15 protein-coding genes and 1 riboswitch are annotated in these 14179 nt (G+C 70.2%); of the genes, 10 read left to right on the top strand and 5 right to left on the bottom strand.

The features are described 5' to 3' along the window. Positions 1 to 3: 3 nt before the first annotated feature. Complete coding sequence (gene mnmE, locus I8E28_RS01945) at positions 4 to 1380, top strand: tRNA uridine-5-carboxymethylaminomethyl(34) synthesis GTPase MnmE (RefSeq protein WP_200786166.1); 1377 nt, start codon at positions 4 to 6, stop codon at positions 1378 to 1380. Between the two features lie 159 nt (positions 1381 to 1539). Next, positions 1540 to 2199, top strand: coding sequence for a hypothetical protein (locus I8E28_RS01940; RefSeq protein WP_200786165.1), 660 nt, complete (start codon positions 1540 to 1542; stop codon positions 2197 to 2199). On the opposite strand, the gene I8E28_RS01935 is transcribed toward I8E28_RS01940, so the two are convergent. Next, positions 2196 to 4181: a monovalent cation:proton antiporter family protein gene (locus I8E28_RS01935; RefSeq protein ID WP_200786164.1), complete on the bottom strand. Its 1986-nt coding sequence runs from the start codon at positions 4179 to 4181 to the stop codon at positions 2196 to 2198. The genes I8E28_RS01940 and I8E28_RS01935 overlap by 4 nt on opposite strands. Before the next feature lie 33 nt (positions 4182 to 4214). On the opposite strand from I8E28_RS01935, the gene I8E28_RS01930 reads away from it, so the two are divergent. The 4 genes from I8E28_RS01930 (at position 4215) to I8E28_RS01915 (ending at position 7174) form a co-directional block, all read left to right on the top strand. Continuing rightward, positions 4215 to 5192 (top strand): KpsF/GutQ family sugar-phosphate isomerase, encoded by a 978-nt coding sequence (locus tag I8E28_RS01930; RefSeq protein WP_420850199.1) that lies wholly within the window; start codon positions 4215 to 4217, stop codon positions 5190 to 5192. 4 nt (positions 5193 to 5196) lie between these two features. Next, positions 5197 to 5742, top strand: a complete 546-nt coding sequence (locus I8E28_RS01925) for an HAD hydrolase family protein (RefSeq protein WP_200786162.1) — start codon at positions 5197 to 5199, stop codon at positions 5740 to 5742. A gap of 77 nt (positions 5743 to 5819) precedes the next feature. Next, positions 5820 to 6374 carry an LPS export ABC transporter periplasmic protein LptC gene (lptC, locus tag I8E28_RS01920; protein WP_200790204.1) on the top strand — a complete coding sequence of 185 codons (555 nt, stop codon included), beginning with the start codon at positions 5820 to 5822 and terminating at the stop codon, positions 6372 to 6374. Positions 6375 to 6391: 17 nt separating this feature from the next. Then, a complete protein-coding gene (locus I8E28_RS01915) occupies positions 6392 to 7174 on the top strand; it encodes an SDR family oxidoreductase (RefSeq protein ID WP_200786161.1) in 783 nt (260 codons plus the stop codon). A gap of 85 nt (positions 7175 to 7259) precedes the next feature. On the opposite strand, the gene I8E28_RS01910 is transcribed toward I8E28_RS01915, so the two are convergent. The 4 genes from I8E28_RS01910 to I8E28_RS01895 all read right to left on the bottom strand — a co-directional run bounded on the left by I8E28_RS01910 (position 7260) and on the right by I8E28_RS01895 (position 10074). Next, entirely contained in the window at positions 7260 to 7823 is a 564-nt protein-coding gene (locus I8E28_RS01910; protein WP_200786160.1) for an RNA recognition motif domain-containing protein, read from the bottom strand. Positions 7824 to 8043: 220 nt separating this feature from the next. Further along, positions 8044 to 8253 (bottom strand): zf-HC2 domain-containing protein, encoded by a 210-nt coding sequence (locus tag I8E28_RS01905; protein ID WP_200786159.1) that lies wholly within the window; start codon positions 8251 to 8253, stop codon positions 8044 to 8046. Beyond that, positions 8250 to 8810 carry a sigma-70 family RNA polymerase sigma factor gene (locus I8E28_RS01900; RefSeq protein WP_200786158.1) on the bottom strand — a complete coding sequence of 187 codons (561 nt, stop codon included), beginning with the start codon at positions 8808 to 8810 and terminating at the stop codon, positions 8250 to 8252. The genes I8E28_RS01905 and I8E28_RS01900 overlap by 4 nt, the downstream gene beginning before the upstream one ends. 61 nt (positions 8811 to 8871) lie before the next feature. Next, positions 8872 to 10074 (bottom strand): ammonium transporter, encoded by a 1203-nt coding sequence (locus tag I8E28_RS01895; protein ID WP_200786157.1) that lies wholly within the window; start codon positions 10072 to 10074, stop codon positions 8872 to 8874. A 122-nt stretch (positions 10075 to 10196) separates the two neighbouring features. Further along, a riboswitch (yybP-ykoY riboswitch) is annotated at positions 10197 to 10371 on the top strand. A 2-nt stretch (positions 10372 to 10373) separates the two neighbouring features. Between I8E28_RS01895 and I8E28_RS01890 the strand changes: the two genes are divergently transcribed. From I8E28_RS01890 to chrA, 4 genes are all read left to right on the top strand, one after another. Then, on the top strand, positions 10374 to 10940 hold the full coding sequence (locus I8E28_RS01890) for a TMEM165/GDT1 family protein (protein ID WP_200786156.1): 567 nt from the start codon (positions 10374 to 10376) through the stop codon (positions 10938 to 10940). A 117-nt stretch (positions 10941 to 11057) separates the two neighbouring features. Continuing rightward, on the top strand, positions 11058 to 12194 hold the full coding sequence (metX, locus tag I8E28_RS01885; RefSeq protein ID WP_200786155.1) for a homoserine O-succinyltransferase MetX: 1137 nt from the start codon (positions 11058 to 11060) through the stop codon (positions 12192 to 12194). 58 nt (positions 12195 to 12252) lie between these two features. Then, positions 12253 to 12837 (top strand): methionine biosynthesis protein MetW, encoded by a 585-nt coding sequence (metW, locus tag I8E28_RS01880; protein ID WP_200786154.1) that lies wholly within the window; start codon positions 12253 to 12255, stop codon positions 12835 to 12837. Continuing rightward, positions 12837 to 14177 carry a chromate efflux transporter gene (chrA, locus tag I8E28_RS01875; RefSeq protein WP_200786153.1) on the top strand — a complete coding sequence of 447 codons (1341 nt, stop codon included), beginning with the start codon at positions 12837 to 12839 and terminating at the stop codon, positions 14175 to 14177. Before metW ends, chrA begins: the two co-directional genes overlap by 1 nt. The last annotated feature ends 2 nt before the right edge of the window (positions 14178 to 14179 follow it).

Below are 14179 nucleotides of genomic sequence, written 5' to 3'. Positions count from 1 at the left end.
GGCATGCTGCCGCGTGCCTCCGACCCGATCGCCGCCATCGCCACCGCGCCCGGGCGCGGGGCGGTCGGCATCGTGCGCGTGTCGGGCCGCAGCGTGCAGGCGGTGATCGACGCGGTCTGCGGCAAGGCGCTGCGGCCGCGTGAAGCGACCTACCTGCCTTTCCGCGCCGCCGACGGCGCGCCGATCGACCACGGTCTCGCGATCCACTTCCCGGCGCCGCACTCGTACACCGGGGAGGACGTGCTGGAGCTGCAGGCACACGGTGGCCCGGTGGTGCTGCAACTGCTGCTGGCGCGGTGCCTGGAAGCGGGACGCGCCATGCAGCTGCGCGTCGCCGAGCCGGGCGAGTTCACGCAGCGTGCGTTCCTCAACGACAAGCTCGACCTGGCGCAAGCCGAAGCGGTCGCGGACCTGATCGACGCCAGCACCGAAGCGGCGGCGCGCAGCGCGAGCCGGTCGCTCGCCGGTGAGTTCTCGCGCGAGATCGGCCAGCTGCGCGACGCGCTGATCCACCTGCGCATGCTGGTCGAAGCCACGCTCGACTTTCCGGAGGAAGAGATCGACTTCCTGCGCAAGGCCGACGCGCAAGGCCAGCTGGACAGGCTGCAGGAGATGTTGGCGGCGGTGCTGCGCCGAGCGCGACAAGGCGCGCTGCTGCGCGAAGGCATCAAGGTGGTGATCGCCGGGCAGCCGAACGCAGGCAAGAGCTCGCTGCTCAACGCGCTGGCCGGCGCCGAGCTGGCGATCGTCACGCCGATCCCGGGCACCACGCGCGACGTGGTGAGCCAGACGATCCAGATCGAAGGCGTGCCGCTGCACGTCGTCGACACCGCGGGGCTGCGCGAGAGCGACGACCCGGTCGAGAAGATCGGCATCGAGCGTGCCTGGGCACAGATCGCGGGGGCGGATGCCGTGCTGTTCCTGCATGACCTGACGCGTGCCGGCGATGCCGCGTACGAGGACGGCGATCGCCAGTTGCTGCAGCAACTTGCCGACCACGTGCCCGAAGCGGTGCCGGTGCTGTCGGTGTGGAACAAGGCCGATGCCGCGACTGCATCGGTGCAAGACGGCGAGGTGCGCCTGTCCGCGAAGACCGGCGACGGCTTGCAGGCGCTGCGCGCGCGCCTGCTCGAGCTCGCGGGCTGGCAGGCTGCGCCTGAGGGCGTCTACATCGCGCGTGAACGCCACCTGCAGGCGCTGCGCCGCGTCGACGGCCACCTGATGGAAGCGGTCGCGCACCTGCACGAAGGTTCTCTCGCGCTCGACCTGTTGGCCGAAGAGTTGCGCCTCGCGCAGAACGCGCTGAACGAGATCACCGGCGCGTTCGATGCGGATGACCTGCTCGGTGTCATCTTCTCGAGCTTCTGTATCGGCAAGTAGCGCTGCGTCGCGAAGTATTTCTGCGCGCAAGAGCCGGCGGACGGGCGGCACACCGCGCCGGATGCGCGGCGCGCCGCGCACGAACCCCCGCGAAATCCCGCGCGTAGACTGGCTTCGTGCCTCGGCCGTGCGCGGGGCGAATGCAGGGACGAAGCACCTATGTCGTTGTTGAACTGGTTCTCGGGCGGGAAGTCGCCGACCGAAGCGACCGAGCCGAGCTCGGGCCACTCGCGCGCCGATGCGCCTTCGTCGCGCAGCGATGCGGCGCCAGTCAGCGCGCGCCGCGGCGAGCGCATGGCGCGGCGTGAGCTGCTCTACACGGTGGTGCGCGAATGCATGACGCGCGCCGGCGTGCTGTCGTCGACCTACAGGTTCAAGGTGCTGTCGCTCGACGGTTGGGGGCGGCAGTTCCTGGTGATGGTCGACCTCGCTGCCGCGAAGGAGGAGCCGGTCCATCGCCTGCAGGAGATCGAGGCGCTGATCGGCCAGGCGGCCAGGGCGCGCCACGAGATCCTGGTGCAGGCGGTCTACTGGCGCCAGCACCCGGTGGCGCAACCGCCGGTGCTGCAGGAGCGCGTGGCGCCGGTCACCGCCAAGGTGGCGCCCGCCAGCCCTGCACCCGCCCGCGCCGACGAACCGTTCGAGCCGATCAACCAGCAGGAGCTTGCGGCGTTCCGCAACGCGCTCACCAAGGGCATGCACCGCCCGGCCGCGGAGCAGAGCTACACGCTGCTCACCGGCTTCGAGAACACCGAGATGCACGACGAGCCGACGCGCCCGCGTTCGCTCAGCAGCACGCAGTACGGCGAGCTGAACTAACCAGCGAGCAGCCGCTGCTCGGCCAGCGCCAGCGCCTCGGGCCGGCCCGAGAGCACCAGCGTGTCGCCATCCTGCAGCTGCGTGTCGTCCTGCGGCGCGGCCGGCTTGCCGTCCGGCCGCCGCAAGCTCACCACCCGCACGTCGAGCCCCGGCAGCCCGCACTGCCCAAGCGTGCCGCCGACGGCGCGCGCGTCGCCCGGCAGCGTCAGCGTCGACAGCCGCTCGGCGTGGCGCTCGTCGCGGCCCTCGTCGTCGGCGCCATGGAAGTAGCCGCGCAGCAGGTTGTAGCGGGCGTCGCGCTGGTCCTGCACCAGCCGGATCACGCGCCGCATCGGCACGCCCACCAGCGCCAGTGCGTGGCTGGCCAGCATCAGCGAACCCTCCAGCGCTTCGGGCACGACCTCGGTGGCGCCGGCTTCCTGCAGGCGCTCGAGGTCGAAGTCGTCCTGCGTGCGCACGATCACCGGCACCTGCGGCGCATGCGCGCGCGTGTTGGCCAGCACCTTCAGCGCGCCGGGCACGTCCAGGTACGTGATCACGACAGCGCTGGCCCGCGCCAGGCCGGCCGCCATCAGCGCCTGCAGCCGCGCGGCGTCGCCGAACACGACCGAGTCGCCCGCGGCGGCCGCCTGGCGCACCCGGTCCGGATCGAGGTCGAGGGCGATGTAGGGAATGTTCTCGCGCTCCAGCACGCGCGCCATGTTCTGGCCGCAGCGCCCGTAGCCGCAGATGATCACGTGCCGGTTGGCGTTGATCGACTTGCGCGCGATGGTCGTCATCTGCAGCGACTGCAGCAGCCACTCGTTGGCGACCAGCTTCATCACGATCCGGTTGGAGTACATGATGATGAAGGGCGTCGCCAGCATCGACAGCACCATGCTGGCGAGGATGGGGTTGAGCAGCGACGGCGGCACCAGCTGGCTCTGCTGCGCCAGCGACAGGAGCACGAAGCCGAACTCGCCGGCCTGCGCCAGGTACAGGCCCGTGCGCAGCGCCACGCCGTGCGTGCCGCCGAGGCGCCAGGCCAGCAGCGCGACCAGCACCAGCTTGAACACCACCGGCACCACCAGCATCACCAGCACCAGGCCCCAGCGGTCGGCGACCGCGCGCCAGTCCAGCATCATCCCGATGCTGATGAAGAACAGGCCCAGCAGCACGTCGTGGAACGGCCGGATGTCGGTCTCCACCTGGTGCTTGTATTCGGTCTCCGAGATCAGCATGCCGGCGATGAACGCGCCCAGCGCCAGCGACAGCCCCGCATGCTCCGTGAGCCAGGCAAGGCCCAGCGTGATGAGCAGCAGGTTGAGGATGAACAGTTCCTCGCTCTTGCGGCGAGCCACGATCGTGAGCCACCACCGCATGACGCCATGACCGCCCACCAGCAGGATGGTGATCAGCACCGCCGCCTTCAGCGTGGCGTAGCCGAGTGCCTCGAACATCACCTCGGGCTTGCTGCCCAGGGCCGGGATCAGCACCAGCAGCGGCACCACGGCCAAGTCCTGGAACAGCAGCACGCCCAGCACGCGCTTGCCGTGCTCGGACTCCAGCTCCATCCGGTCGGCGGCCATCTTGACCACGATCGCCGTGCTGCTCATGGCCAGCGCCCCCGACAGCGCCAGCGCGGTCTGCCATGACATGTGCCAGGTCCGCGGCAGCAGGGCGCTCAAGGCCAGGCTGCCCACCGTGCCGATCGCGATGGTCAGCACCACCTGCGCCAGCCCGAGGCCGAACACGTGCGCGCGCATCGCGCGCAGCTTGGACAGGTTGAATTCCAGCCCGATGACGAACATCAGGAACACGACGCCGAACTCGCCGACGTAGCGTGCCGCCGCGGCGTCCTCGGCCAGCGCGAGCGCATTCGGCCCGATCAGCACGCCCACCGTCAGGTAGCCCAGCATCGGGGGCAGCTTGAGGGAGCGGAAAACGACCACGCCGATCACTGCAGCAAGGAGATACACCAGCGTGAGATCGAGCGAGCCCATGGGCCGATGCTAACGGCACCTAAAATCCCCTCCATGCCCTTCGACCCCGACCAGGCCCTGCGCCTCGCGCAGGAGACCATCGACATCGAGGCCGCCGCGGTGCTGGGGCTGAAAAAGCGCATCGGCCCGGCGTTCGCCCGCGCGGTCGACACCATCCTGGCGGTGCGCGGCCGCGTGGTCGTGATGGGCATCGGCAAGAGCGGCCACATCGCCCGCAAGACGGCGGCCACGCTGGCGTCCACCGGCACGCCGGCGATGTTCGTGCACCCGGCCGAGGCCAGCCACGGCGACCTCGGGATGATCAAGCCGGTCGACCTAGTGCTGGCCATCTCCAACAGCGGCGAGGTCGACGAGGTCACCTCGCTGCTGCCGGTGATCAAGCGCCTGGGCGCGCCGCTGATCGCCATGACCGGCAACCCGCAGTCCACCCTGGGCCGCCACGCCGACATCGTTCTCGACAGCGGCGTGGACAAGGAAGCCTGCCCGCTGAACCTGGCGCCGACGGCGAGCACCACCGCGCAACTGGCGCTGGGCGACGCGCTGGCCGTCGCCCTGCTCGATGCGCGGGGCTTCCGCAGCGAGGACTTCGCGCGCTCGCACCCGGGCGGCTCGCTCGGGCGCAAGCTGCTCACGCACCTGTCGGACGTGATGCGCACCGGCGAGCTGGTGCCGCGCGTGACGACCACCACCCCTTTCATGGACCTGATGCGCGAGATGAGCCGCACCGGGTTCGGCGCCGCCGCGGTCGTCGATGGCGGCGACCGGCTGAAGGGCATCTTCACCGATGGCGACCTGCGCCGGCTGATCGAGCGCGGCGCGGACCTGCGCAGCCTGAGCGCCGGCGAGGTGATGCACGCCAATCCGCTCACCATCCGCGACGACGTGCTGGCCGTCGAGGCCGCCGAGCTGATGGACCAGCGCGGCATCACGCGGCTGCTGGTGGTCGACGCCGAGGGTCGCCTGTGCGGGGCGATCAACAGCAACGACCTGATGCGCGCCAAGGTGATCTGAGCCCGTGGTGCAACCCGCCCTGTCCTTCCCGCCCGAGCTGCTGCTCGCCGCCCAAGGCGTGCGCGTCGCGTTCTTCGACGTCGACGGCGTGCTGACCGACGGCGGCCTGTACATGTCCGCGCAGGGCGAGTCGCTCAAGCGCTTCCACATCCTCGACGGCCTGGGGCTCAAGCTGCTGCAGCGCGCCGGGATCACGCCGGCCGTGATCACCGGGCGCGACTCGGAACCGCTGCGCGCGCGCCTGGGCGCGCTGGGCATCACGCACGTGCACTACGGCACCGAGGACAAGGCGCCGGCGGCGCAGCGCACGCTGTCCGAGCTGGGGCTGGACTGGTCGCGGGCCGCCGCCATCGGCGACGACTGGCCGGACCTGCCGGTGCTGCGCCGCTGCGCGTTCAGCGCCGCGCCGGCCAATGCGCACGCGGAAGTGAAGGCCATCGCCCAGTACGTCACCACCTTGCGCGGCGGCGAAGGCGCGGCGCGCGAGTTCTGCGACTTGCTGCTGGTGGCCAGCGGCCGCTACGCCGAGCTGCTGGAGTCGCACGGGTGACCGCGGCGGCGTCGCGCGCGTGGCGCTGGACGCGCACGACCTGGGACCGGCTGGCGATCTACCTGCCGGTGATCCTCATGGGCCTGCTGGCACTGGGCACCTATTGGCTGGCACGCAACACGCCCACCTTCCTGGGCGGCAGCGACACGCAGCGTCCCGTCACGCACGATCCGGACTACTTCATGCGCGGCTTCCAGGTGCGCACGTTCGACGTCAACGGGCGCCTCAAGACCGAGGTGTACGGGACCGAGGCGCGCCACTACCCGGACACCGACACGATGGAGATCGACCAGCCGCGCATTCGCTCGTACGACGAGCGCGGCGCCGTGACGGTGGCCACCGCCAACCGGGGCCTGAGCAACGCGGATGCGTCCGAGGTGCAGCTGATGGGCAATGCAGTGGTGGTGCGCGAGCCCGTGCCGGGCACGACGATCCCGCGCATGGAATTCCGCGGCGAGTTCCTGCACGCCTACATGAACACCGAGCGCGTGAAGTCGCACAAGCCGGTGACGCTGATCCGCGGCAACGACGTCTTCACCGCGGACCAGATGGACTACGACAACCTGGACCGGGTGATGCAGCTGGGTGGCCGCGTGCGCGGCAGGCTGGTCCCCGATCGCGCCAAGCCCTGACCGGGCGGGAGGCCCGCATGGACCGCAAGCTCGTCTTCATCACCGGCGCCTCCAGCGGCATCGGGCAGGCCTTGGCTTGGCGCTTCCACCAGGCCGGCTGGTCGCTGGCGCTGGCGGCGCGCCGCACGGGCGAGATCCAGGCCTGGGCGCAGCGGCAGGGCATCGCGGCGGACCGCTACGCGGTCTACGAAGCGGACGTGGCCGTCACCGACAGCATCGTGGCGGCGGGCCGGCGCTGCGTCGAGACGCAAGGCGTGCCCGACGTCGTGATCGCCAACGCCGGCATCAGCATCGGCGTCGACACGGCGATCCGCGACGACCTTGACGTGCTGGCGCGCATCTACGCCACCAACAACATCGGCCTGGCCGCGACGTTCCATCCCTTCCTGGGCCCGATGACCGCGCGTGGCTCGGGCCGGCTGGTGGGCATCGGCAGCGTCGCGGGCATTCGCGGGCTGCCCGGACACGGCGGCTATTGCTCGAGCAAGGCCGCCGTCATCAGCTACTGCGAGAGCCTGCGCGGCGAACTGCGGAGCAGCGGCGTGCGCGTCGTGACGATCTGCCCGGGGTACGTCGACACGCCGCTCACGCGCGAGAACCGCTATTCGATGCCGTTCCTGATGTCGGCCGAAGCCTTCGCCGACCGCGCGTTCCGCACCATCGAGGCGGGCCGCAGCTACCGCGTGATCCCGTGGCAGATGGGCGTCGTCGCCAAGCTGCTGCGCCTGCTGCCGAACGCGCTGTTCGACCGCGTGCTGGCCGGGCGCCCGCGCAAGCACCGGCAGGCCGCTTCGTCCTGAGGGCGCCAGAAACGACGATGCCCGCCAGGTGACCCTGGCGGGCATCGCTGGCGGCGCTTTCACGCCACCGGAAACTCAGGCTCGATCAGTAGCTGCCGCCGCCACCGCCACCGCCGCTGCCGCCGCGGTTGCCACCACGGGGGCCGGAGCCGTACGGGCTGCGGAAGCCACCGTCGCTGCCGCCGCCGGCGCTACGGCCACCGTAGCCGCCGCGGTCACCGCCGCCGCCGCCACCGTAGCCGCCGCGATCGCCGCCGCCGCCACCGCCGTAACCACCACGGTCGCCACCGCCGCCGCCGTAGCCGCCGCGGCCACCGCCGCCACCACCGTAGCCGCCGCCGCCGCCACCGCCGCCGTAGCCGCCACCACCACCACCGCCGCCGAAGCCGCGCGGACGCTGCTCCATCGGACGCGCTTCGTTGACGACGACGCTGCGGCCGCCGAGCGGCTGGCCGTTCATGCCCTGGATGGCGGCTTGCGCCTCGGCATCGCTGCCCATCTCCACGAAGCCGAAGCCCTTGGAGCGGCCGGTGTCGCGTTCCATCATGACCTTGGCGCTGGTGACGGCGCCGAATTGGCCGAACGCCTGCTCCAGATCGCTGTCACGCACGCTGTAGGGCAGGTTCCCCACGTACAGTTTGTTGCCCATGACTGGGACTCCTCAAGAAAACATAGAACCAAAAAGCGATGGAGTCCCGGAAACGCCTGTCAGAGAAGCGAAGCGAAGGTGACTTGTTCACCGCACCGCACGGACCCTTGCGAGCCGCGCGAGGCCATTATGGAGCAGATATCCCACGCGCACGCAAGGGGATGCTCCCCACACGTGGCCCCTCCGGGGGCTGTCGAAGACCCGAAGCTGGGCCGTAGGGTCATGGGCCGGGGTCCTGCTCGCCCGCCTGGTGGCGCCAGCGGCCGAAGGCGCGCCGCATGAGGTCCAGTTGCCGCCCGAAGCGCGGGCACGCCTCGCACACGGCGAGGTGCAGGCGCAACGCCACCCGGTCGGCGAGCGCCAGCTCGCGGTCTTCCCTCGCCACCAGCAGGGCGGCGGCTTCCTTGCACGTGCGGCGCAGGGGAATCATCGTGGCGATCCGGCGAACCAGTTGAGCTCAAGGCACTCGCGCAGGCGCAGGCGGGCCCGGTGCAGTTGGACGTACAGGTTGGTCGGGGTGAGCGCCAGCTCCTTACAGATGTCCTCGCTGTCCATCTCCAGCCACTCGCGCATCAGGAACACCCGCGCCATCGCCGGCGGCAGCTTCTCGGTGCAGGCTTCCAGCACCTCGAAAAACTGCCGCGAGCCGAGCGCCTGCTCGGGGTCGCCCCAGTCGGCGGGCGGCGTGGCGTAGTGGCCGTCGGCCTGGAACATCAGGGCGTCGAGCTCCTCGCTGCCGTCGGCGTCGCTCTCCGGGAGCGCCACCTCGCGCTGGCGGGCGCGCAGCGTGTCGATGATCTTGTGCTTGAGGATGCCGACCAGCCAGGTCTTCAGCTGCGAACGCTGGCCGAAGGCCTGCGGCTTGGAGAGCGCCGCCAGCAGCGTCTCGGACACGCAGTCCTCGGCCCAGGCGTCGTTGCGCAGCTGCAGCCTGGCGTACCGCAGCAGGGAGCTGCGGTGCTGCGCGACTTCGGTTTCGAACGACATGGACCGGCGGCCTGGACCTGCGCCGCATCGTATCGGACTCAACCGGAGCGCAAGCCCGCGCTCACCAGGTCACTTCGCGCTCGGGGGTCGAGCCGATGCGGTGGATCGCGAGGTCCGCGCCTTCGTGCTCCTCTTCCTGCGACAGGCGCAGGCCGCTGATCGCCTTGATCGTGCCGTAGACGATGAAGCCGCCCACGAGCGCCCATGCCACGCCCAGCAGCGAGCCGAGTGCCTGCGCGCCGAAGCTCACGCCGCCGAGGCCGCCGAGCGCCTTGCTGCCGAAGATGCCGGCGGCCAGGCCGCCCCAGAGCCCGCACAGGCCGTGCAGCGGCCACACGCCCAGCACGTCGTCGATCTTCCAGCGGTTCTGCGCGATCGTGAACATGGCGACGAACACCGCGCCGGCCACGGCGCCAACCGCCAGCGCGCCGACCGGATGCATGAGGTCGGAGCCGGCGCAGACCGCCACCAGCCCGGCGAGCGGCCCGTTGTGGACGAAGCCCGGGTCGTTGCGGCCGAAGGCCAGCGCCGCCAGCGTGCCGCCCACCATCGCCATCAGCGAGTTGACCGCGACCAGGCCCGAGATCTTGTCGAGGGTCTGCGCGCTCATCACGTTGAAGCCGAACCAGCCCACCGTGAGGATCCACGCGCCAAGTGCCAGGAAGGGGATGTTGGACGGCGGATGCGCGGACACGGCACCGTCCTTGCGGTAGCGGTTGCTGCGCGCGCCCAGCAGCAGCACGGCCGGCAATGCCAGCCAGCCGCCCACCGCATGCACGACGATGGAGCCGGCGAAGTCGTGGAACTCCTCGCCGGTCGCCGCCTTGATCCAGTCCTGCACGCCGAACGCATGGTTCCAGGCCACGCCTTCGAACAGCGGATAGACGATGCCGACGAGCACCGCGGTGGCCGCCAGCTGCGGGCCGAAGCGGGCGCGCTCGGCGATGCCGCCGGAGATGATGGCCGGGATGGCCGCCGCGAACGTGAGCAGAAAGAAGAACTTCACCAGCTCGTAGCCGTTCTTCGCCGCCAGTTGCTCGGCGCCGACGAAGAAGCTGGTGCCGTACGCCACGCCGTAGCCGACCGCGAAGTAGGCGACGGTGGACACCGCGAAATCCGCCAGGATCTTGACCAGCGCGTTGACCTGGTTCTTCTTGCGCACCGTCCCCAGCTCGAGGAACGCGAAGCCGGCGTGCATCGCCAGCACCATGATGCCGCCAAGCAGGATGAACAAAGCATCCGCTCCCTGTTTCAGTGCTTCCATGGAACCCTCATTGGATCGACTGCGATGTTTTGGTGCGCAGCGCGCCAACTTCGGCCGCCACGCACCGAAGCCAAGCAATAACCGCGCCACAACAGTGCGAAGGTCGTGCGCGGGTTAGAATGCGCGCTGTCATTGGGGAGTAGCCTCCCTGCATCCCAGGGGCTGGCGTCAACAGACTTGGACCTCGCGTCCATGGCGCCCGCGACTCCGGTTTGGCGAGACCTTTGACTGCGCAGCCCCGTGTTCCTGGCCGGGCGGCCGCGCAGTCATTGGTGCGTCCACGCCCGGCCGGAGATCCCATGCAAGCCTTTTTCGTTTCCACCGGCCTCGTCGCGCTCGCCGAGATGGGCGACAAGACGCAGTTGCTGTCGCTGCTGCTCGCCGCGAAATTCCGCCGTCCCTGGCCCATCGTCCTGGGCATCCTCGTGGCCACGCTGGCCAACCACGCGCTGGCCGGTGCGCTGGGCGCCTGGATCACGGCATACGTCGGCCCCGGCGTCATGCGGTGGATCCTCGGCGGCTCGTTCCTGGTCATGGCGGCCTGGATGCTGGTGCCCGACAAGCTGGACGAGGACGACGCGCCGTCGAGCGCCACGCACCTGGGCGTGTTCGCGACCACCGTCGTCGCCTTTTTCCTGGCCGAGATGGGCGACAAGACCCAGGTCGCCACCGTGATGCTCGCGGCGCGCTTCGACGCGTGGGTTGCCGTGGTCGCGGGCACGACGCTCGGGATGATGCTGGCCAACGCGCCGGTGGTCTGGTTCGGCGACCGGCTGGTGCGCAGGGTGCCGATCCGCCTCGTGCACCTGGTGTCCGCGGGCATCTTCGTGGTGCTCGGCGTCGCGGCCCTGCTCGGGGCCGGTTGATATACTGCCCCACAGCGCCGATTTGCTTCCGCTTGCGGGCGCTCTACCAAATGCAGCTAAAGACGAAGCCCCGATGACCCGGCCTCGTGTTTAGCGACGCCGGGTCTTTCTTTTGCCATGACGCTGATCGCCGAACCGAAGGCCATGCATTTCGACACGCCGCTGCCGCTGCAGAGCGGCGCGTCGGTGCGCGACTACGACCTCGCCTACGAGACCTACGGCACGCTCAACGCCGACCGCTCGAACGCGGTGCTGATCTGCCACGCGCTCAACGCGTCGCACCACGTCGCCGGCGCCTACGCCGGCCAGCCCGGCTCGGAAGGCTGGTGGGACACGATGATCGGCCCCGGCAAGCCCGTGGACACCGATCGCTTCTTCGTCATCGGCGTCAACAACCTGGGCTCGTGCTTCGGTTCCACCGGGCCGATGCACGTGAACCCGGACACCGGCAAGGTGTACGGCGCCGATTTCCCGGTGGTCACGGTCGAGGACTGGGTCGATGCGCAGGCGCGGCTGCTCGATGCGCTGGGCATCCACCAGCTCGCCGCCGTGATGGGCGGCAGCCTCGGCGGCATGCAGGCCCTGTCGTGGACGCTGCGCCATCCGCAGCGCGTGCGGCACGCCGCCGTGATCGCCAGCGCGCCGAACCTCACGGCCGAGAACATCGCCTTCAACGAGGTCGCGCGGCGCGCGATCGTCACCGACCCCGACTTCCACGGCGGCCACTTCTACCAGCACGGCGTCGTGCCCAAGCGCGGGCTGCGCATCGCGCGCATGGTCGGCCACATCACTTACCTGTCCGACGACGTCATGAACGAGAAGTTCGGAAGGCAGCTGCGGGAAGGCCTGGACATCCGCTACACGACCCAGGACATCGAGTTCCAGATCGAGAGCTACCTGCGCTACCAGGGCGACAAGTTCAGCGAGTACTTCGACGCCAACACCTACCTGCTGATCACGCGCGCCCTCGACTACTTCGACCCGGCGCGGGCGTTCGGGGGCAACCTGTCCAAGGCGCTGGCGGCGGCGACCGCGCGCTTCCTGCTCGTGAGCTTCACCACCGACTGGCGCTTCTCGCCCAAGCGCAGCCGCGAGATCGTCAAGGCGCTGCTGGACAACCAGCGCGCCGTCACCTACGCGGAGATCGATGCGCCGCACGGCCACGACGCGTTCCTGCTCGACGACGCGCGCTACCTCTCGCTGGTGCGCGCGTGGTTCGCCCGCATTGCCGGCGAGCTGGGAGCCGCCGCATGAGCCGCACGGCCGCTCCGAAGGCTCATTTCACCGCAGCCCGCAGGGCGGAGGTATTCCTGTGAGCGATCGCGCCACCATGGACTCCATCGCGCGGCTCGTGCCCGAGGGCTCGCGCGTGCTCGACCTCGGCTGCGGCGACGGCGCCCTGATGGACCTGCTTCGGCGCGAGCGCGGCTGCACCGGCTACGGCGTCGAGATCGACGACGCCAACCTGCTCGCGTGCGCCAGGCGCGGCGTCGACGTGCTCCAGCTGAACCTGGACGAGGGGCTGTCGATGTTCACCAACGGCAGCTTCGACGTCGTGCTGCAGATCGACACGCTGCAGAACCTGCGCAATGCCGAAACCATGCTGCGCGAGACGGCGCGCGTGGGCAAGATGGGCATCGTCGCCTTCCCCAACTTCGCGCATTGGCCGAACCGGCTGGCGATCCTGCGCGGGCGCATGCCGGTGACCAAGCGGCTGCCCTACCAGTGGTACGACACGCCGAACATCCGCGTCGGCACGTTCAAGGACTTCGAGGTGCTGGCCACGCGCAACCGGCTGGCGATCCTCGATGCCTTCGGCCTGCAGGAAGGCGAGGAAGTGCGGGTGCTGCCGAACCTGCGCGCCGGCACGGCCGTCTTCAAGTTCGAGCGCGGCTGATGGAGCGACCGGCGCCCGTCCCCTTCGGCGAGGCGCTGCGGTTCTGGCTGCGCCTGGGCTGCATCAGCTTCGGCGGCCCCGCGGGGCAGATCGCGATCATGCATCGCGAGCTCGTCGAGCAGAAGCGCTGGATCTCGGAATCGCGCTTCCTGCATGCGCTGAACTACTGCATGGTGCTGCCCGGTCCGGAGGCGCAGCAACTGGCCACCTACATCGGCTGGCTGCTGCACCGCACGTGGGGCGGCATCGTCGCGGGCGCGCTGTTCGTGCTGCCGTCGGTCGTGCTGTTGATCGCGCTCAGCTGGGTCTACGCCGCGCATGGCCAAGTGCCCTGGATCGCGGCGATCTTCTACGGCATCAAGCCCGCCGTCGCGGCGATCGTCCTGCAGGCCTTGTGGCGCATTGGCGGGCGCACGCTGAAGGACCCGCGCCGCGTGCCGTGGCTGTGGGCGATCGCGTTGTTCGCGTTCGTCGCCATCGCCTGGCTCGGCGTGCCGTTTCCGCTGGTGATCCTTGCCGCTGCCGGCGTCGGTGCGCTCGGCGGCCGTCTGGTGCCCGGCCAGTTCGGTGGCGCGGGCGCCCACGCAGCCACCTCGGCGCCGCATCCGCCGGCGGTGATCGACGACGACACGCCGACGCCTGGACACGCTTTGTTCAGCCGTTCGCGCCTTGCGGCCGTGGCGGGGGCAGGCGCCGCGCTGTGGATCGCGCCGATGGCCGCGCTGGTGGCGCTGCACGGCCGCGACGGCACGCTCGCGCAGATGGGCTGGTTCTTCACCAAGGCCGCGCTGCTCGGGTTCGGCGGCGCGTATGCGGTGCTGCCGTACGTGTACCAAGGCGCGGTGGAGAACTTCCACTGGCTCACCGGCGCCCAGATGATGGATGGCCTCGCCTTGGGGGAGACGACGCCAGGGCCACTCATCATGGTGGTGGCCTTCGTTGGCTTCATGGGTGGCTGGACGCGCGAGGTGCTCGGCCCGTCGCAGCTCTTCGCCGGCGGGGCCCTGGCGGCCTGCGTGGTGACCTGGTTCACCTTCCTGCCCTCGTTCGTCTTGATCCTGGCCGGCGGCCCGCTGGTGGAATCGACGCATGGCCAGTTGCGATTCACGGCGCCGCTGACGGGTGTCACCGCGGCGGTGGTCGGCGTGATCGCCACGCTGGCGCTGTTCTTCCTGGCGCACGTCGCGCAGCCGGTCGCCGGCGGGCCGGTCGACGTGCCCGCGCTGCTGATCGTCGCCGCGGCGTCGGTCGCCTTGCTGCGCTTCAAGGTCGGCGTCATCCCGGTGATCGCAGGCTGCGCGGTGGCAGGGTTGCTGCTACGGGCCGCCGGGCTGGGCTGACG

This window comes from Ramlibacter algicola (assembly GCF_016641735.1).
Taxonomy (GTDB): Bacteria; Pseudomonadota; Gammaproteobacteria; order Burkholderiales; family Burkholderiaceae_C; genus Ramlibacter; species Ramlibacter algicola.
Note: the sequence above shows the minus strand (reverse complement) of the source record. Positions and strands in the feature narration are given on the sequence as shown.

Bases quoted from the DNA above. Each gene is read 5' to 3' on its own strand.
- I8E28_RS01930 (WP_420850199.1), top strand. From the start codon at position 4,215: ATGCCCTTCGACCCCGACCAGGCCCTGCGCCTCGCGCAGGAGACCATC.
- I8E28_RS01890 (WP_200786156.1), top strand. From the start codon at position 10,374: ATGCAAGCCTTTTTCGTTTCCACCGGCCTCGTCGCGCTCGCCGAGATG.
- I8E28_RS01940 (WP_200786165.1), top strand. From the start codon at position 1,540: ATGTCGTTGTTGAACTGGTTCTCGGGCGGGAAGTCGCCGACCGAAGCG.
- I8E28_RS01895 (WP_200786157.1), bottom strand. From the start codon at position 10,074: ATGGAAGCACTGAAACAGGGAGCGGATGCTTTGTTCATCCTGCTTGGC.
- I8E28_RS01910 (WP_200786160.1), bottom strand. From the start codon at position 7,823: ATGGGCAACAAACTGTACGTGGGGAACCTGCCCTACAGCGTGCGTGAC.
- metX (WP_200786155.1), top strand. From the start codon at position 11,058: ATGACGCTGATCGCCGAACCGAAGGCCATGCATTTCGACACGCCGCTG.
- I8E28_RS01915 (WP_200786161.1), top strand. From the start codon at position 6,392: ATGGACCGCAAGCTCGTCTTCATCACCGGCGCCTCCAGCGGCATCGGG.
- I8E28_RS01935 (WP_200786164.1), bottom strand. From the start codon at position 4,181: ATGGGCTCGCTCGATCTCACGCTGGTGTATCTCCTTGCTGCAGTGATC.
- lptC (WP_200790204.1), top strand. From the start codon at position 5,820: ATGGGCCTGCTGGCACTGGGCACCTATTGGCTGGCACGCAACACGCCC.
- I8E28_RS01900 (WP_200786158.1), bottom strand. From the start codon at position 8,810: ATGTCGTTCGAAACCGAAGTCGCGCAGCACCGCAGCTCCCTGCTGCGG.
- mnmE (WP_200786166.1), top strand. From the start codon at position 4: ATGCTGCCGCGTGCCTCCGACCCGATCGCCGCCATCGCCACCGCGCCC.
- chrA (WP_200786153.1), top strand. From the start codon at position 12,837: ATGGAGCGACCGGCGCCCGTCCCCTTCGGCGAGGCGCTGCGGTTCTGG.
- I8E28_RS01905 (WP_200786159.1), bottom strand. From the start codon at position 8,253: ATGATTCCCCTGCGCCGCACGTGCAAGGAAGCCGCCGCCCTGCTGGTG.